The sequence below is a fragment of the Paenibacillus sp. FSL R7-0163 genome (genome assembly GCF_037969975.1).
GTDB lineage: Bacteria > Bacillota > Bacilli > Paenibacillales > Paenibacillaceae > Paenibacillus_AQ > Paenibacillus_AQ odorifer.
In genome coordinates, this window is record NZ_CP150224.1 from 6599909 (window position 1) to 6618266 (window position 18358).

General features: G+C 45.9%; 22 protein-coding genes. All 22 read left to right on the forward strand.

The genetic code is table 11. The annotated features are described in order from the left end of the window. Positions 1 to 94 precede the first annotated feature (94 nt). On the forward strand, positions 95 to 724 hold the full coding sequence (upp, locus tag NST45_RS28955; protein WP_036681583.1) for a uracil phosphoribosyltransferase: 630 nt from the start codon (positions 95 to 97) through the stop codon (positions 722 to 724). Between the two features lie 58 nt (positions 725 to 782). Next, positions 783 to 1943 (forward strand): UDP-N-acetylglucosamine 2-epimerase (non-hydrolyzing), encoded by a 1161-nt coding sequence (gene wecB / locus NST45_RS28960; protein ID WP_036681581.1) that lies wholly within the window; start codon positions 783 to 785, stop codon positions 1941 to 1943. A 178-nt stretch (positions 1944 to 2121) separates the two neighbouring features. Continuing rightward, positions 2122 to 2355 carry an AtpZ/AtpI family protein gene (locus NST45_RS28965; protein WP_036681579.1) on the forward strand — a complete coding sequence of 78 codons (234 nt, stop codon included), beginning with the start codon at positions 2122 to 2124 and terminating at the stop codon, positions 2353 to 2355. Further along, on the forward strand, positions 2348 to 2725 hold the full coding sequence (locus NST45_RS28970) for an ATP synthase subunit I (protein ID WP_036681578.1): 378 nt from the start codon (positions 2348 to 2350) through the stop codon (positions 2723 to 2725). The genes NST45_RS28965 and NST45_RS28970 overlap by 8 nt, the downstream gene beginning before the upstream one ends. Positions 2726 to 2754: 29 nt before the next feature. Then, positions 2755 to 3522 carry a F0F1 ATP synthase subunit A gene (atpB, locus tag NST45_RS28975; RefSeq protein WP_036681575.1) on the forward strand — a complete coding sequence of 256 codons (768 nt, stop codon included), beginning with the start codon at positions 2755 to 2757 and terminating at the stop codon, positions 3520 to 3522. Between the two features lie 105 nt (positions 3523 to 3627). Next, positions 3628 to 3840 (forward strand): F0F1 ATP synthase subunit C, encoded by a 213-nt coding sequence (gene atpE / locus NST45_RS28980; protein ID WP_036681574.1) that lies wholly within the window; start codon positions 3628 to 3630, stop codon positions 3838 to 3840. A 97-nt stretch (positions 3841 to 3937) separates the two neighbouring features. After that, the gene (atpF, locus tag NST45_RS28985; protein WP_036681571.1) at positions 3938 to 4426 is read left to right on the forward strand and encodes a F0F1 ATP synthase subunit B; all 489 of its coding nucleotides are present in this window, start codon (positions 3938 to 3940) and stop codon (positions 4424 to 4426) included. Further along, positions 4423 to 4974, forward strand: a complete 552-nt coding sequence (locus NST45_RS28990; protein ID WP_036681568.1) for a F0F1 ATP synthase subunit delta — start codon at positions 4423 to 4425, stop codon at positions 4972 to 4974. The genes atpF and NST45_RS28990 overlap by 4 nt, the downstream gene beginning before the upstream one ends. Positions 4975 to 4985: 11 nt before the next feature. Continuing rightward, positions 4986 to 6497 carry a F0F1 ATP synthase subunit alpha gene (gene atpA / locus NST45_RS28995; protein WP_036681566.1) on the forward strand — a complete coding sequence of 504 codons (1512 nt, stop codon included), beginning with the start codon at positions 4986 to 4988 and terminating at the stop codon, positions 6495 to 6497. 191 nt (positions 6498 to 6688) lie between these two features. Continuing rightward, positions 6689 to 7558 carry an ATP synthase F1 subunit gamma gene (gene atpG / locus NST45_RS29000; RefSeq protein WP_036681564.1) on the forward strand — a complete coding sequence of 290 codons (870 nt, stop codon included), beginning with the start codon at positions 6689 to 6691 and terminating at the stop codon, positions 7556 to 7558. A 239-nt stretch (positions 7559 to 7797) separates the two neighbouring features. Further along, positions 7798 to 9198 (forward strand): F0F1 ATP synthase subunit beta, encoded by a 1401-nt coding sequence (gene atpD / locus NST45_RS29005; protein WP_036681562.1) that lies wholly within the window; start codon positions 7798 to 7800, stop codon positions 9196 to 9198. Between the two features lie 102 nt (positions 9199 to 9300). Continuing rightward, entirely contained in the window at positions 9301 to 9717 is a 417-nt protein-coding gene (locus NST45_RS29010; protein ID WP_036681559.1) for a F0F1 ATP synthase subunit epsilon, read from the forward strand. Between the two features lie 195 nt (positions 9718 to 9912). Then, positions 9913 to 10170: a DUF1146 family protein gene (locus NST45_RS29015; RefSeq protein ID WP_036681556.1), complete on the forward strand. Its 258-nt coding sequence runs from the start codon at positions 9913 to 9915 to the stop codon at positions 10168 to 10170. 199 nt (positions 10171 to 10369) lie between these two features. Continuing rightward, on the forward strand, positions 10370 to 11746 hold the full coding sequence (gene murA, locus NST45_RS29020; protein ID WP_036681554.1) for a UDP-N-acetylglucosamine 1-carboxyvinyltransferase: 1377 nt from the start codon (positions 10370 to 10372) through the stop codon (positions 11744 to 11746). A gap of 216 nt (positions 11747 to 11962) precedes the next feature. Then, positions 11963 to 13105, forward strand: a complete 1143-nt coding sequence (gene spoIID / locus NST45_RS29025; protein WP_038573638.1) for a stage II sporulation protein D — start codon at positions 11963 to 11965, stop codon at positions 13103 to 13105. Positions 13106 to 13166: 61 nt separating this feature from the next. Then, positions 13167 to 13910 (forward strand): M23 family metallopeptidase, encoded by a 744-nt coding sequence (locus tag NST45_RS29030; protein WP_076140714.1) that lies wholly within the window; start codon positions 13167 to 13169, stop codon positions 13908 to 13910. A 272-nt stretch (positions 13911 to 14182) separates the two neighbouring features. Next, entirely contained in the window at positions 14183 to 14470 is a 288-nt protein-coding gene (gene spoIIID / locus NST45_RS29035) for a sporulation transcriptional regulator SpoIIID (protein WP_036681548.1), read from the forward strand. Between the two features lie 129 nt (positions 14471 to 14599). Then, positions 14600 to 15598, forward strand: coding sequence for a rod shape-determining protein (locus NST45_RS29040; protein ID WP_036681546.1), 999 nt, complete (start codon positions 14600 to 14602; stop codon positions 15596 to 15598). A gap of 47 nt (positions 15599 to 15645) precedes the next feature. Next, positions 15646 to 16524 carry a flagellar hook-basal body protein gene (locus NST45_RS29045; protein WP_076140716.1) on the forward strand — a complete coding sequence of 293 codons (879 nt, stop codon included), beginning with the start codon at positions 15646 to 15648 and terminating at the stop codon, positions 16522 to 16524. Between the two features lie 52 nt (positions 16525 to 16576). Next, entirely contained in the window at positions 16577 to 17398 is an 822-nt protein-coding gene (locus NST45_RS29050; protein WP_038573632.1) for a flagellar hook-basal body protein, read from the forward strand. 10 nt (positions 17399 to 17408) lie between these two features. Next, on the forward strand, positions 17409 to 17633 hold the full coding sequence (locus tag NST45_RS29055; RefSeq protein WP_036681538.1) for a DNA-directed RNA polymerase subunit beta: 225 nt from the start codon (positions 17409 to 17411) through the stop codon (positions 17631 to 17633). A gap of 263 nt (positions 17634 to 17896) precedes the next feature. After that, positions 17897 to 18319 (forward strand): 3-hydroxyacyl-ACP dehydratase FabZ, encoded by a 423-nt coding sequence (gene fabZ / locus NST45_RS29060; protein ID WP_036681536.1) that lies wholly within the window; start codon positions 17897 to 17899, stop codon positions 18317 to 18319. Positions 18320 to 18358: the final 39 nt, after the last annotated feature.

Consider the following 18358-nt stretch of genomic DNA (forward strand, 5'->3'; position numbering starts at 1 on the left):
GCGGGAGTGCTATAATAGACAGGATTTAGCCACTGAGAAGCAAAGCGCTTTCTATGGCTATAGACAAGACTTACAATTACCGGAGGGACAGTAAATGGGAAAATTGGTGATTTGCGATCATCCTTTAATTCAACACAAACTAACATTTATTCGCGACGTTAGAACAAACACGAAGGATTTCAGAGAACATGTTGACGAAGTTGCCACATTGATGGCTTATGAGATTACACGTGATATTCCACTAGAGACAATTACGGTACAGACACCGGTCACTGAGACGGAAAGCAAAGTGATTTCGGGAAGAATGCTGGGGCTTATTCCTATTCTTCGTGCGGGTTTAGGTATGCTTGAAGGTGTACTGAAGCTTCTACCTGCGGCTAAAGTAGGACATGTAGGGCTTTTCCGTGATCCAGACACTCTTCAACCAGTGGAGTATTATATCAAGCTTCCAACTGATGTACAGGAACGTGAGTTGATAGTGATTGACCCAATGCTTGCTACAGGCGGATCTGCAATTGCTGCGATTACCTCACTGAAGAACCGTGGTTGTACACAGATCAAAATGATGAACTTGATTGCAGCGCCAGAAGGTGTTGCTGCAGTTCAGGAAGCTCATCCGGATGTTGATATTTATGTAGCAGCGCTTGATGATCATTTGAATGAACATGGTTACATCGTGCCAGGCCTTGGTGATGCTGGTGACCGTCTTTATGGAACCAAGTAATAAGTAATTAAGTATTAAGTATAGTAATGCGAGAATATTTGATGAGAGGGTAGGGGTTATGTCCAAAATCAAAGTAATGACTATTTTCGGAGTGCGCCCCGAGGCGATCAAGATGGCTCCTCTGGTTCTTGAACTGAAGAAGCATCCTGAGCATATCGAATCAATAGTATGTGTAACAGCGCAGCATAGAGAACTGCTCGATCAAGTGTTGGAAGTGTTTAATATCACCCCTGATTACGATTTGGATGTGATGAAGGACCGTCAGACCTTGAACGAGATTACTATTCGTGTGCTTGAAGGTTTGGAACCTGTACTGAGGGAGGTTAAGCCTGACCTCGTGCTGGTGCATGGGGACACCTTAACAACGTTTTTAGCTAGTTACGCTTCCTTCCTGCAGCAAATTCAGGTTGGGCACGTAGAAGCAGGACTTAGGACATGGAACAAATTGTCTCCTTATCCTGAAGAAATGAACCGTCAATTAACAGGTGTATTAGCCGATCTGCATTTCGCTCCAACCGATTGGTCAGCTAGTAATCTGAGACACGAGAACAAAAAAGAATCAAGTATTTATATCACAGGCAACACCGTAACTGATGTGTTTCAATATACCGTACAGCCGGATTACCGGCATCCTGTTTTGGATTTTGCTTCAGGAAAAAGACTTATTTTGATGACTGCTCACCGCAGAGAATCTCAAGGTGAACCGCATCGTAATATCTTCCGAGCTATTAAAAGAATCGCTGATGAATTCGAAGATGTCGCCATTGTTTACCCTGTGCATCCGAGTCCTGCCGTTAAGGAACCTGCACATGAGATACTGGGAGGACATCCAAGAATTAAGCTGATTGATCCGCTGGATGTCGTGGACCTGCATAATTTTTATCCGCATACCCACTTGATATTGACCGATTCCGGCGGTCTGCAAGAGGAAGCTCCTTCTTATGGAGTGCCTGTTCTTGTGCTTCGTGATACAACGGAGCGTCCCGAAGGGATAGAGGCTGGAACGCTGGAACTTGTGGGCACGGACGAGGAGAAGGTGTATCAACGGACACATGCTCTTTTGACTGATAATGAGCTCTATCAGTCGATGAGTCGGGCCGCCAACCCGTATGGAGATGGCAAGGCTTCCCAACGGATTGTCAATGCGATTTTGCACCATTTTGGTGTTAATAAGGAACGTCCTGAAGAGTTTCACAGAATGTTCACAAAAAATAAATAATTTCAATTAAACTAATATCTGATCTGATTAAAATCAACATACAGTGAAACTGTACGGTTTATATGGTTTTGGAACGTTTTGCTGTGATTATTTTCATGTTTTCAAGGGTTTTTAGGCAATGTTCAATGAATTGACAAAGACTCAGGAAATTCAGTAAAATTAGTTGGGATTGTAGCCCATGAAAGAACAAAATAGCAAGGACAGCTTGTTACAGACCGCGCTTGTCATTGGAAGTGCAGGCACTTTGCTTGCCGCTTACATTCTTATTGGTTTTTTTGCGGCAAGATGGCTGAAAGACCTGATGGAGGGGCCAAAATATTGGCTCGCCATTGGCACTATAACTGGAATGATTCTGGGAATTGTGAATGTCGCCTTGTTAATTAAAAAATTTTTGGGGGAGCAGAATGGATAATATGACTCCCATGATCAATACCGTCACTAGAGTTACGCTCGTCCTTATGGCAGGACTCTTAATGGGCTGGGTGCTTCATCATGAGACCCGGGCAATTACACTGGGCATGACTCTGGGTCTGGTGGCGGGATTGGTAAACTTTCGTTATCTGGCCGTCAAGGTTCGACGGGTTACGCAGTCGATTGCGAGCAACGAAGGGAATGCCTTCAGCCTCGGTTTTGTTACACGGATTAGCTTCGCAATTTTGGTCACCATGTTCTCGGTCAAGATTGAGCATTTCTCCCTGGTAGCAACTGTTTCGGGCGTATTCATTCCTCAGCTTCTCGCCATTCCTGCGGGGATATATCTGAGTGTGAAGAATAAGCTTTAACCAGATTAAAGAGAAAGGGGGATGATACTATGCATGACATGCCGAAAATATTTGTCGGGGGAATACCGATAGATTTATCCGCCGTGTTGATGCTTCTGATCAGTTGTACAGTGGTATTTGTTCTGGTTATGCTTTCGGTTCGTAAGCTTTCCGTTGAAAATCCATCCAAGCTTCAGAACTTCATGGAATGGGTTGTGGAATTTGTAGAGGGTGTCATAAGCAGTGCCATGGATCTGAAGAAAGGAAAACCTTACATATCTTTAGGGTTGACATTGATTCTGTTTATCTTTGTTTCCAATCTACTTGGATTGCCTTTCTCCGTTGTAACTGAGGCGCATGGACCTGTAACAGTGTTTGGCCACGTGATTGAAGCAACTAAGAACTTGGCGAATGGTGAGCATGCAGAAATTTTATGGTACAAGTCGCCAACTGCTGACATTAATGTCACTGCAGGATTGGCAATCATAGTATTTGTACTGATGAACTTTCTGGGCATTAAGCTCAACGGCAAACATTATTTCAAACACTACATCGAGCCGTTTCCAATCTTTTTGCCACTGAACATTATCGAAAACCTGGCAAAACCTGTAGCGTTGGCTATTCGTCTATTCGCTAACATTTTCGCCGGAGAAGTACTAATTACAGTCATTTTGAAGCTGGGGATTCTCAGTATTCCGTTCCTGGCTGTATGGCAGGGCTTCAGTATTTTCGTCGGGGCACTACAAGCGTTTATCTTTACGATTCTGACGATGGTTTATATCGCACAGATGACGATTCACGAAGAAGAAGCACATTAATGAACTGCTGCGAAGAGAACGGCTATCGTCTGATTTTCCTTCGTGGGAGATATCTTATATCATTAAACACAAATATGAACCGAAATTAAAGGAGGATATTTACAAATGGAATTTTTAGCAGCAGCAATAGCGGTTGGATTGGGTGCACTTGGCGCAGGTCTTGGTAACGGTATGATCGTTAGTAGAACAGTTGAGTCCATCGCTCGTCAACCAGAAGCGAAAAATGCTTTGCAAACAACAATGTTTATTGGTGTAGGTATCGTCGAAGTTATTCCGTTGGCAGCAACAGTTATCGCATTCCTGATTATGTTTACTTAATAAACCGTAGTTACGGTTTGGCGGGGACGGCCGATGCCATCCGCGCCTTACTTTTGTATACGTCCGCATGACGCGGTAACGGAAGGGAGTGACCTCAGTGGATATTGTTTGGACAAACATAGTATTTTCAATTGTCGCCTTTGGGATTTTATATTTCTTGCTTAGCAAGTATGCGTTCAGCAAACTTTTTGCAGTTATGGAGAAGCGCCGTGAGCTGGTAATGCAGCAAATGGACGAAGCTGCGAAGACTAGAGAACAAGCGGTCGCGTATGTGGAAGAGCAGAAGCAAGCGCTGAACAGTGCACGCCAGGAAGCTCAACAGATTATTCAACAATCGCAAATCACAAGCAATCTACAGGTAGAACAAACTTTGGCACAAGCCAAAGCAGATGCAGCACGTGTCAAAGAAGAGGCTGTGCGCGATATCGAGAACGAAAAGAACAAAGCAGTGGAAGAGTTGCGCAGCGAAATTGGAACGGCATCTGTTCGTATTGCTTCCAAACTTCTTAAGAAAGAAGTTAGTGCTAGCGGCGAGCAGGAGCAACTTGTGAACCAATACCTCAAAGAGGTAGGAGGCCAATCATGAGCCGCGATACGGTAGTTGCCAAGCGCTACGCTAGAGCATTGTACAGTGCAGCGGTAGAGAAAGGGATTACCCTTGAAGTAGAAGAAGAGCTCAAGGCAGTGGTTGGGTTATTACATTCCGACCAAGAGATAAAGCGGTTTATTCTTGCACCGCGCATCTCGGAGTCCGACAAGCTGAAAGTGCTGCGCACAGCGCTTCAAGATAAGCTCTCTCCCATCGTGATGAACATTGTAGAATTGTTAGTAGAGCGAGGCAGAACCGATATTTTTGCCGATCTGCTGGATACGTATATCAAGATTGAAGGAGACGCTCTTGGCATTGGTGATGCTAAGGTATACTCTGTTTATTCTTTAAGTGAAGAAGAAAAAGCAGCTGTAGCTGCAGAATTCGGCCAACTCGTAAACCGTAAAATCCGGATTACGAATGTGGTGGACCCAAGCCTGTTGGGAGGACTGAAAGTTTATATCGGCGATAAGCTGTATGACGGCAGTCTGTCTAACAAATTGGAGCGTCTCGAGAAATCCTTTAATGATAAGCATAGAAGATAGGGGTGAGGATATTGGGCATCAGACCTGAAGAGATCAGCACTTTGATCAAAAGTCAAATTGAGGAATATAAAGCCGATATCGAAGTTGCCGAAGTCGGCACCGTCATTCAAGTCGGCGACGGTATCGCCCGTGTCTACGGTCTGGAAAACGCAATGGCAGGCGAATTGCTAGAGTTCTCCAACGGAGTAGTGGGCATGGCGCTCAATCTGGAAGAAAGCAACGTCGGTGTTGTTATTCTGGGTGAGTACAAGGAAATTCGTGAAGGCGATCAAGTAAAACGTACAGGACAAATTATGCAAGTTCCTGTTGGTGAAGCTCTGCTCGGCCGTGTAGTTAACGCACTTGGTATGCCGCTTGACGGCAAAGGCCCAATTGCTACAACTGAATTCCGTCCTGTAGAAAATAATGCACCAGGTGTTATCGATCGTAAATCGGTACATGAACCGATGCAAACAGGTCTTAAAGCCATTGATGCGATGGTACCAATCGGTCGTGGACAACGCGAACTTATCATTGGTGACCGTCAAACAGGTAAGACTGCAATCGCAATTGACGCGATTATCAACCAAAAAGGCAACGGCATGAAATGTATTTATGTTGCCATTGGTCAAAAGCAATCCACAGTAGCACAGGTTGTAGAAACTCTTCGCCGTCATGGCGCTTTGGAATATACAATCGTTGTAACTGCATCGGCTTCCGAGCCGTCCCCATTGTTGTATATTGCTCCATACGCAGGCTGCGCAATGGGCGAATACTTCATGTACAAGGGCGAGCACGTACTGATCATTTACGATGACCTTTCGAAACAAGCTTCGGCTTATCGCGAATTGTCCTTGCTGCTTCGTCGTCCACCGGGTCGTGAAGCATTCCCAGGTGACGTATTCTACTTGCACTCCCGTCTTTTGGAGCGTGCAGCTAAGCTTAGTGATGAGCTTGGTGGTGGTTCATTAACCGCACTTCCATTTATCGAAACACAGGCATCGGACGTATCAGCTTACATTCCTACGAACGTAATCTCGATTACAGATGGTCAAATCTTCCTTGAATCCGATCTGTTCTACTCTGGTCAACGTCCGGCGATCAACGTCGGTATCTCCGTTTCCCGTGTAGGGGGCTCCGCTCAAATCAAAGCGATGAAGAAGGTAGCCGGCTCGCTCCGTTTGGATCTTGCCCAATATCGCGAACTTCAAGCCTTCTCACAGTTCGGCTCAGATCTTGATAAATCTACACTTGCCCGTCTGAATCGCGGGGCACGTATGATGGAAGTTCTGAAACAAGGTGTGAATCAGCCGTTGTCTGTTGAGCATCAAGTGCTTAGCTTGTACACAGCTGTAAAAGGATATTTGGATGATATTCCAGTTAAAGACGTAAAACGTTTTGAAAAGGAATTCCTTGCTTACATGGATAGCAGTGCTGCTGATGTAGCTCAATCCATCAGGGATACAAAAGATTTGACAGCTGATAACGAAGCCGCTCTAAAAGCAGCGATTGATACCTTTAAAAGAGGTTTCGCTACTAGCTAATATAGATAGACTTTAACGGATTTTACTAAGTGAGCTTTGGCTCTGCCGAAGCTCAGGCTGTGCTTATGAAGTAGCTTTGACTCCGTCAAAGCTAAGATGATGCTTACGAAGTTAGCTTTGACTCCGTCAAAGCTAAGATGATGCTTACGAAGTTAGCTTTGACTCCGTCAAAGCTTTAAGGTGGTGAAATCATGGCAAGAAGCATGCGTGATATTAAACGTCAAATTAAGAGTGTTCAAAACACAAGACAGATCACAAAAGCGATGGAAATGGTAGCCGCATCCAAGCTGAGAAAAGCTCAGGAGAAGGCAATTGCCGCCCGTCCTTATGCTGAGAAGCTAAAAGAGGTTGTATCGAGCATTGCTGCTGGCACAGAAGGTGTTCAACACCCTATGCTGGTTAGCCGCCCTGTGAAGAAGACTGGTTATCTAATCGTTACCTCTGATAGAGGGCTTGCAGGTGGTTACAACGCTAATATTTTGCGTAAGGTGACGATGCTCATCGCGGAGAAGCATAAGTCCAAAGATGAGTACGCATTGTTTGTTATTGGTCGTAAGGGCCGTGACTTTCTACGTCGCCGTGAATATCCGATTGTACAGGAAGTTACTGAGCTTTCGGATGCGCCGAAGTTTGCTGACATCAAGTCTATCGCGAATTCGGCAGTACAGCAGTTTGTAGATGGTACGTATGATGAGTTGTATGTTTGTTACAATCAATTCGTCAATGCTATCACCCAGATCCCAACCGTTGAGCGACTGTTGCCTATGGATGGAGTAGGGAATCAAGAGCATCATGAAGCTTCTGCAAACTACGAATATGAACCTTCACCGGAAGGCGTGCTAGAAGTATTGCTTCCAAAGTACGCTGAAACTTTGATTTATAGCGCAATTCTGGATGGCAAGGCCAGTGAGCTGGGTGCGAAAATGACAGCTATGGGCAGTGCAACGAAGAACGCGTCGAAAATGATCGGAGAACTTACCCTTACGTACAACCGTGCCCGTCAGGCGGCAATTACGCAGGAAATTACCGAGATCGTGGCCGGAGCGAACGCGCAGTCTTAAAATACAAGAAAAGTTAAACCAAGTGCTTAACTTGTCTTGTATTTTACGAGAAAGAGTGCCGCTTGCTTAGGGTACATAGTTCCTTAAGAACGGCACTGTAAGTTCTTCTTACAATATAAGAAAGTATAGGTTTTACACTATACGAAATGCTTATATTTCTACGAGAAACGGTTGTCATCTTTATATGACGACAACGTCGTTTCTTCTTGATGTAACAGCTTTCGAGGAGGGAAAAGAAGATGAACAAAGGACGCGTTGTAAGCATTATGGGTCCGGTTGTCGATATTGAATTTGAACGCGGCCAGTTGCCCGAGATTTTCAACGCTATCAAAATTGAAACCGTCTTGGACAATGGTCGTCAGCTTAACCTAACACTTGAGGTTTCCAATCACTTGGGAGACAATCTGGTACGTTGTATCGCGATGTCTTCTACTGATGGTCTGGTTCGTGGACTGGATGCGATCGATCAAGGAGGTCCAATCTCGGTTCCTGTAGGGGAAGCGACATTAGGCCGTGTATTTAACGTACTTGGTAATCCAATTGATAACGCTGGTGAAGTTCTTGCTGAGAAAAAGAACCCGATTCACCGTCTCGCACCAACATTTGATGAATTGTCAACACAAGCGGAAATCCTGGAAACAGGTATTAAAGTTATCGACTTGCTCGCACCTTATGCTAAGGGTGGTAAAGTCGGCCTCTTCGGCGGTGCCGGCGTAGGTAAAACAGTAACAATCCAAGAATTGATTAATAACATTGCCCAAGAGCACGGTGGTATTTCCGTATTCGCAGGTGTCGGTGAACGTACTCGTGAAGGTAATGACCTTTATCACGAAATGACGGATTCCGGCGTTATTAAGAAGACAGCAATGGTCTTCGGACAAATGAACGAGCCTCCAGGTGCACGTCTTCGTGTAGCTTTGACCGGTTTGACCATGGCGGAATATTTCCGTGATGTGGAAGGCCGCGATACGCTGCTCTTTATCGATAATATATTCCGCTTTACCCAAGCGGGTTCCGAAGTATCCGCTCTTCTCGGCCGTATGCCATCCGCGGTTGGTTATCAGCCGACTTTGGCTACTGAAATGGGCCAGTTGCAAGAGCGTATCACATCGACTAAAAAAGGTTCCGTTACATCGATTCAAGCAATCTACGTACCGGCGGATGACTACACTGACCCTGCTCCGGCTACAGCGTTTGCTCACTTGGATGCAACAACTAACCTTGAGCGTAAAATTTCCGAGAAGGGGATTTTCCCAGCGGTTGATCCACTGGCTTCCAGCTCGCGTTTGCTAGCTCCAGAAATTGTTGGCGAAGAACATTACAACGTAGCACAAGGTGTTAAACAATTGTTGCAACGTTATACCGAGCTTCAAGACATCATTGCCATCTTGGGTATGGATGAATTGAGTGAGGATGATAAGGTTATCGTAGCTCGTGCTCGTAAAGTTGAACGCTTCCTGTCGCAGCCGTTCCACGTGGCTGAACAGTTCACTGGCTTTAAGGGTAAATATGTACCAATCAAAGAAACTGTACGCAGCTTTAAGGAAATCCTGGATGGTAAGCATGATGATCTTCCAGAAGCAGCCTTCCTATTTGTAGGTACGATTGAAGAAGCAGTAGAAAAAGCAAAATCGATGTAACCTGAGCTTAGCTAATGCTTTCGATGCAAGCTTTACTTCGTAAAGCTTAGTGCATGCTTTCGAAGCGAGCTTTACAATGTAAAGCTTTAAGGAGGAATGGAAGTGAATACCTTTTTGTTGGAAATTGTCACGCCGGAGCATCTCGTTTACTCCAAGCAAGTGAATAGCTTGATTGTAAGAGGGGTCGAAGGCGAGTTGGGTATTTTGCCGGGACACATTCCGCTTGTGACTCCACTTCAGGTTGCTCCGTTATCCGTCAAATCGGACGGTGTTACGATCTCCATCGCTGTTCATGGCGGGTTCGTTGAAGTGCATAAGGACAAAGTAACCGTGCTGGCTGAAAGTGCCGAGCTGCCAACAGATATCGATGTTGAGCGCGCCGAAGCGGCTAGAGAACGGGCTCAGCGCCGTCTCCAGACTCGGAGCAAACAAGATGATATCGATCACCGCCGTGCGGAATTGGCGCTGCAACGCGCTGTTACACGGATTAAAGTGTCCACTGGAAAAGGACAACAATAGGAAAAAAGCAGTCAAGCCTTATGGTTTGACTGCTTTTTTTTTATAGTAATCTATTGAATAAGGTTAAAATTCCTTCATTATTTTGGATAATAGCGCTGAATTGTTTAAAAATTTGTAAAAGTACTGGATTCTTTTGCCCTTCACAAGTATGATATAAGAGTCGATTTCCGAGTAATACGAACACGGAGGGTTAGCATGGAGGATATATTGTCGGGTGGGTTGTCTAGTGCAGTTGGAACCAGCAGTATGGTCTCAATGATTGTATCTTTGCTCAGTGTTGTATTATCTTGGTGGGCATTGCAGAACCTTAAGCTCGATTTGGTCATAAGATATCCCAAGAGTCCTCAGGGAAGGCTGCTGCACTTGCTGTTGGCCATTGTACTTGGTCGTTTTGTAGCGGGGTTCTTCCTGGATTACCTGAGCTGGAGTGGGATGATCCGATATATGTTTTAAGGGGATGTAGTTTGGTTATAAGTGTCTTAGGTCGCAGTGGTCAAAAGGTGTCGAATAATAAGGTTTTATTATGTCAACACTGAACTTTAAGGAACATGCCCGAGTAAATGGGCGTATTGATGGAGTAGAGAACTTTTTTGCAATTACTTTAATCTAAAAAAATAATTTAAGAAATAATGGACGCGGAGGGAAACCGAAAATGAGCAAATTTATCGTCCGCGGTGGCAACAGATTGACCGGGAGCGTGAAAGTTAGCGGCGCAAAAAATTCCGTATTACCGATCATAGCCGCCTCTCTATTGGCAGAAGAAGGAGTAAGCGTCATTGTAGACGCACCTCCGCTTGATGATGTGATGACGATATCAAAAATGTTGGAATCTCTGGGTGCAGGGGTTACATATCAGAACGATATTATCCAGGTGGATGCTACAAACATCACTTCCTGTGAAGCACCTTATGAATGGGTTCGAAAAATGCGGGCGTCTTTTTTAGTCATGGGCCCACTGTTATCTAGACTTGGTCAGACAAGAATTTCCCTGCCAGGCGGCTGTGCCATTGGTACACGACCGATTGATCAGCATTTGAAAGGGTTTGAAGCACTGGGTGCGGAGATTAGTCTCGGCCAGGGCTACATTGAAGCGAAAAGCAACGGACGCCTGCGCGGTGCCAAAGTGTATTTGGATGTAGCAAGCGTAGGTGCGACCGAAAATATAATGATGGCAGCTACACTAGCTGAAGGCGTGACCGTTATCGAGAATGCGGCTAAGGAGCCTGAGATTGTAGACCTAGCTAATTACTTGAATGGTATGGGCGCTATCGTGCGTGGTGCGGGAACAGGCGTTATTCGTATTGAAGGGGTAGAACGTCTGCATGGGGTCAAACATCATGTAATCCCTGACCGTATCGAAGCAGGTACGTACATGGCGGCTGCAGCAATTACCGGTGGCGATGTATATGTGGAAGGCGCAATTGCAGATCACTTAGGTCCTGTTATTGCTAAGATGGAAGAAATGGGTGTAACCATTATTCCCGACGAGAACGGTATTCGTGTAATCAGTGACAAGCCTCTCAAAGCTGTTGATTTGAAGACTTTGCCGTATCCAGGTTTTCCTACGGATATGCAGTCGCAAATGATGGCATTATTGCTGCGTTCTGAAGGTACCAGTGTCGTTACAGAAACCGTATTTGAGAACCGGTTTATGCATGTGGATGAATTCCACAACATGAACGCTGAGATTAAGATCGAAGGTCGCTCGGCGATCGTTACAGGTAATGCACAATTGGTCGGAGCTAAGGTTTGTGCTACGGATCTGCGTGCGGGAGCTGCGCTTATTTTGGCAGGTCTGGTTGCTGAAGGCACTACTGAAGTAAGCGGAACTCATCATATTGACCGCGGGTATGTTCATTTGGCTGAGAAGTTGTCCGGACTGGGTGCGGAAATTTGGCGCATTTCCATGGAGGATACTTCAGCGCAAACCGTGAAGGATGAAGTTCTTAAACCGGAAGTATCCAAGAGTGAATCGACTAAAACCGAAGAGGTTAAACCACGCTTTCAGGTTCAACCAACTTGGGTATAATATCACTCATTAGGAGAGACCAGGCTGCAGATTGCAGCTTGGTCTTTTTTTATGGAATCCTCATCTGATGGGGATTTTTTTGTGCGCAATTTAATAGCCTGCGGTCTAGTAATAGATTGAGGACAGGAACTCTCTTTCTCTCAAATTGTGTTCTAGCAGTTGCTGTAATTTCATATCTATAAGAATCACCAGTGATTCACGGAAGGAGCCATAGAGATGAAAGATTTCCGCTACTTGCGAAGAAACAAGACAACGCGCTGGCATTCGCGTCCCCTTGCTCCCCGGCGCAGGCGACTCATTCCCGTCGCCTGGCTCGCAGCGCCTTTCCTGGCGGCGCTGCTGATTCCGCTGGCGGTTGTCCCGCTACACCGGGGACAACCGGCGCCTGTGGCCGTGCCGGCGGTCACGGCCCCTCCGGCGGCGCCGGAGACGGCTGCGCAGGAAGCGCCGCAGCCGAACGTCTCTGTCTATTTGTCGCACAGCGGACAAATAGAGACATTGCCGCTGGAGGACTACGTCCGCGGCGTGCTAGCGGCCGAGATGCCGGCCGACTTTGAGCTTGAAGCGCTCAAAGCGCAGGCCGTAGCGGCCCGCACCTTTATCATGCGCCGCCTGGTGGCTGGCGACAGAAGCGGCGTACCCGTTCCGGAGGCGGATGTAACCGATACGGTAAGCCATCAGGCTTACATATCTAAGGACACGCTGGAACGGCAATGGAAGCTCGGCGGAAGAAGCGCCGACCTCGCAAAGCTGCAGCGCGCGGTCCTTGAGACGCGCGGAGTGATTATGACTTATAAAGGGCAGCCGATAACGGCCTCCTTTTTCGCCTCCAGTGGAGGATATACTGAGAACTCAGAAGAGTATTGGAATGCAGCGATTCCCTATCTGCGCAGTGTGACGAGTCCTTGGGAGAAAGAGATTACCCCAAACTATGCGGTGACTAACACTTTTACTGTTTCTGAAATACTTACTAGATTGGGTCTGAACGATAAAGTCATTCCAGCCTCCAAAGAAACTACCAATTCAGGAACTACAACGAAGATTTCATCATCTTCGAGATTACCTATGGAAGTGTTGTCTCTTACCACTGGACATCGGATTAAAGAGATCTCAATTGGAGGCTCTATATTTACAGGACGTGAAGTGAGGGAGAAGCTAGGCCTACGATCCAGCCAATTCAGTTGGAGCCGTAAGGGGAATAAGATCTTGATCACGACCTTCGGAAATGGGCATGGGGTAGGGATGAGTCAGTGGGGGGCAAATGGGATGGCCAAAGAGGGTGGAACAGCTACCCAAATTCTCAAACACTATTATAGTGGTATCTCATTTACACAAATCTCAACTCTTCTGAAAAAATAACTTGAAAGATACGTATAAAAGAGAAAAGCCCGGTAACACTGGTTACTGAGGTGATAACCATATGAATGAACAAGACAAAAACAAAACAAACCAAGATGAATCTCTCAAAAAAACTCAGGGAGATTTACCTGGTGCAAAACCTTCTTCATGGAACAGACTGGTATCTAAACGTTGGGTATTCCCAGCAGTCTACACGGCGGCAGCGGCAATTATACTAACCTTGGTGTGGGTCTATCAGGATGCCGGCCAAAAGCCGCTCAACCAGGACACTGCCGCCACTTCGCAGCAAGTAGGAACTTCCGCTAATGAAGCTGGTACAACAACCGGAGGTCCAGATGCACTTGAAGTTGTTGCTTCAACGGAAAGTATGACTTGGCCAGTAGCTAAACCAGGTGAAGTAGAAGTAGTTAAGCCGTATTATGATGAGAATGGTACAGAGGACAATCACGTTGCCGCTATGGTGCAATATAACGACAAATTTATTCCTAATGTCGGAATCGATATTGCCCGTGAAGACAACAATACGTTCGATGTCAAAGCAGCGCTCAGCGGTGAAGTGACCAGAGTGGAAGATGTTGCGGTATTAGGTAAAGTGATTGAAATTACCCATCAAGGTAATTTGAAGACTGTATACCAAAGTCTTGGTGAAACAAAAGTTAAACAAGGCGATGTAGTGAAGCAGGGAGATACTCTTGCCACAGCTGGTCGCAGTGAGATCGAAAAGAACCTTGGAAATCATGTACACTTTGAAGTGTACGAAGATGGCAAAGTAGTCAATCCATCGGATTTACTGCCACAGCGATAAAAATTTCTATAGCAGGGGGCGAAAGCCCCCTATTTTTTTGTGTATATAAGGATTTTTAAGGTTATGTTTGTGATGAGCCTTTTGTTTACGCGGGAAACGGTTGTTGACCTAAAGGGGCAGCGACGGCTTTTCATCATGCTAATAACACGGGTTATTAGGTTGTCCATTAAATAAAATGAGCCCTCCATAGCTTGTCATGTCTTGAAAGCGCGAATATATAAGCCCGCCCCTCATATAATGTACCAAACTATCCACAGTTGGGAGGCGGGAGCGTGCACGATTACATCAAGGAACGTACGATCAAAATCGGACGCTGCATCGTGGAAACCAGGCATACGGTCCGGACCATAGCCAAGGAATTTGGCGTTTCAAAGAGCACGGTGCATAAAGATTTAACTGAGCGTCTGCCAGAGATCAACCCTGATCTGGCCGATCAGGTGAAGCACATTCTCGAATATCACAAGTCCATCCGACATCTTCGGGGGGGAGAAGCCACAAAAATCAAATATAAAAAATCGACGGGGAAAAAACGTGAGGTTGCTGTAGCATCAAAGCCATGAGATTTTCGGAAATTTAAGGAAATATTCAGCTTTAATACATTGTGTACTTCCCCTAAAGTATGGTATTTTTAAATTTAGTACTAACTGCTGTTTTTTCAATTAAAATAACACTTTGGGGGCTCTTTCATTATGTTTAGCAAGGATATCGGAATCGACCTCGGCACGGCCAATGTGCTCATACATGTTAAGGGAAGGGGAGTCGTTCTGGATGAACCTTCCGTGGTCACACTTGAAAGTGATACGAAGAGAGTCCTTGCGGTGGGAGAACAGGCACGTCGCATGGTTGGACGTACACCTGGAAATATTATAACAATCCGTCCTCTCCGGGATGGTGTCATTGCAGATTTTGAAATCACAGAAATGATGCTTAAGTATTTTATCGACCGCGTTGGCGGCCGGTCCTGGTACGCACGGCCCCGTATTCTGATTTGCGCCCCTACAAATATTACATCTGTGGAACAGAAGTCCATACGGGAAGCGGCGGAGCGGAGCGGGGCTAAGGAAGTTTTTATGGAGGAAGAGCCAAAAGCCGCTGCAATCGGAGCGGGAATGGATATTTATCAGCCTAGTGGGAACATGGTCGTCGATATCGGTGGCGGAACGACGGATGTAGCCGTACTTTCTATGGGCGACGTCGTTACCGCTTCTTCGATTAAAGTCGCAGGAGACAAGTTCGATGAGGCCATTTTAAGATATATTAAACAAAAGTATAAGCTGTTAATCGGCGAACGTACGGCAGAGGATATTAAGGTTACAATTGGCACCGTGCGTCCAGGCCTGATGCAGGCTGAAATGGATATTCGTGGTCGTGATATGGTAAGTGGACTCCCTCAGACGCTCACTATTACTTCAGGCGAGGTAAAAGAAGCACTATGGGATCCGGTTTCTTCTATTGTGGCAGCTGCTAAGTCCGTTCTGGAACGTACACCGCCTGAGCTATCCGCAGATATTATTGACCGGGGTGTTGTTCTAACTGGTGGTGGCGCTTTACTTAATGGATTGGACGAGCTCCTCTCGGAAGAATTACATGTTCCGGTGTGGATAGCGGAAGACCCGATGCATTGTGTAGTTAAGGGAACAGGAATAATGCTGGATAATTTGGACAAGGTCGTTAAGAAAAAGTTCTAAGCAGCCGATATAAAAGGTAGCAAAAGATTCGGAAGGGGACTACCTTCATGATAAGAGGATTATATACAGCCGCTGCAGGTATGGTTACACAGCAGCGTAGACATGATACGGCAACACAGAACATCGCTAACTTGAATACAACGGGGTACAAGCAGGTTGACAGTGTCAATCATGCTTTTCCGGATGTATTGATCTCTGCTATGAGTAATGGCAATACCAAGCCAGTGGGGCGTCTTAACACTGGGGTTTTTGCAGAACAGTCGATATCCCAATATTTACAGGGTGATTTAAGGGAGAGCGGCAAGACCATGGATTTTGCTTTATCTACGGATTTGCAAGTAGCTGATCCTGTGACAGGTCAAAATATCTCCTTTGATGGTTCGGGCAAATATGTAAGCCCTGAGGGTGAGGTTGTTTATCGTCCACAGGCCTTCTTTACTGTACAGGATGCTGAAGGGAATAATCTGTATACGCGAAATGGGAGCTTCTCAATAAACGCGGCTACAGGAGAGGTACTGAGCAGTGGTGGCTTCAAGGTTCTTGATTCCACAGGCAAGCCCCTTGTCTTGACAGGAAATCAGGACACCCTTAAAGTGGACGGGCAGGGTAATTTGCTTAATCCAGCAACAGGACTTCCGACAGGGACCAAGCTTGGTGTGAGTGTAGTAACAAAGCCACAGGAGCTTGTACGTGACGGTAATGGTGTATTTCACGCTGATGATGTAGAGGCGGCAGATATCCGTTTCTCTAACGGAACAGATAACATGCAAGTACGCCAAGGTTACTTGGAAAGCTCCAATGTAGATCCTACTCAGGTTACTGTGGATTTGAATGCCGCCTATCGGGCTTATGAAGCGAACCAGAAGATTGTTCAATATTATGATGGCAGCTTGCAGAAGGCTGTAAGTGAAGTTGGCAGGGTTTAGGCAGTGCTTAGGAAATGAGCTTTACAGGTAGAGCTTATAGGAGGTTTGATCTATGAACAACTCAACGATTAGTGCGGCAGTCTCCATGTCGAGCCTTCAGCAGCGGCTTGATATTATAGCGGATAATCTAGCCAACATGGATACCAATGGTTATAAGAGCAAGCAGGGCTCTTTTGAGGACGTGCTGACTCGTGTACAACAGCAATCGGATGATTATGACCAACCGGGCCGTTCTACACCCCTAGGCTTTAATATGGGTTTTGGGACTTATGTGCCTTCGATCTCAACGAATTGGGAAGAGGGTCCCCTTAAAGAAACAGGGAGTCCGACCGACTTAGCCATTCAGGGCAACGGGCTTTTTGGTGTTCAGGTCAATGGTACTACGGCGTACACACGTCAGGGTGATTTTCACTTTATTCCTGACACGACTGATGCCAAGATGATGGTATTGGTTGATAACACAGGAAACTCCGTTTTAAATACAGAGGGCAAACCTCTAACGGTTCCTGTAGGTGTGAATGCTGCTATCGATGAATCCGGTCGTGTGTTAACGAAAAAGACGGAGAATGGACCTGTTCAGGTAGCGGGTACTATAATGATAGTAGAACCTAAGACACAGAATGCCTTAAAGGCTGTCGACGGGAATTTCTATATGCTTGCAGATGGAGTTACAGCACAGCAGGCTTTTGTACAAAGAGCGGCAGGCGAGGCATCTGGAATTGGAGTGCGCTCAGGATGGCTGGAGCAGTCGAATGTCGATATGACCTCAGAAATGACAGAAATGATGCAGATTCAACGCACGTATCAACTCGTAGCTCGGGCACTTTCGTCCAGTGATCAGATGTTTGGTCTAGCCAATAACATGCGCGCGTAGAGGTGAAGGAATGGATCGACAGGAAAAAGTTAAATCGGAAGAGAAGAAAGAACCCTCTCCACGAGGGATCTCCAAATGGACCATGATACAATGGGTTCTTATTCCCTTGCTTCTCGTAGCTGCACTTGGAGGCGGCCTGGCCGTCGGTTACGTTGTCCTGGGTAAGAAAGAGTTAAGCGATGCTCTGCAGTGGAGCACGTGGAGACATGTATATGATTTGGTTTTTGCTCCATAAATGAAGATGATTTAACCACTCCCTTGTTATACAAGGGAGTTTTCTTTTTTATGCTGAAAAATGTATAATGGTGGGGGGCCTCGGGCAGCAAAAAGGGCCCTCTCCGCCATGCTGCCGCATCCGGTGGAGAAAGCCCCTTATCTCAACCTCCACTTCTGCAGTTGGTGAAGGATAAATATAGTTTTTACCGAACCTGCCTAATTTTATGCATTTCGGCAAAGAATAAAAGAAAATGTGCAACATCCGAAAGGAGTTCTGTCATAATGCTGGATATCAACCAAATTCAAGAAATCATCCCCCATCGGCCTCCATTTCTGCTGGTGGACAAAATTATCGAGATTGAAATGGGCAAAAAAGCTGTAGGAATCAAAAATGTAACGATCAATGAACCGTTCTTTGTAGGTCACTTTCCGGGCTATCCGGTAATGCCGGGTGTACTGATTACAGAAGCCCTTGCACAAGTGGGTGCGGTTGCTATCCTGGGAGTAGAGGCTAATCGCGGCCGAATCGGTTTTTTAGCTGGGCTGGACGGATTCCGTTTCCGTGGTCAAGTGGTACCAGGCGATACACTTACTCTTGAAGTAGAGATCACCCGTCTTAAGGGCAGCATCGGAAAAGGACAAGCTACTGCTTCCGTTGAAGGTAAGGTTGTAGCCTCTGGAGAAATTATGTTTGCTCTGAGCTAAATATTTTATTTTTTTATAAATATATCTAAAGGAGAGATT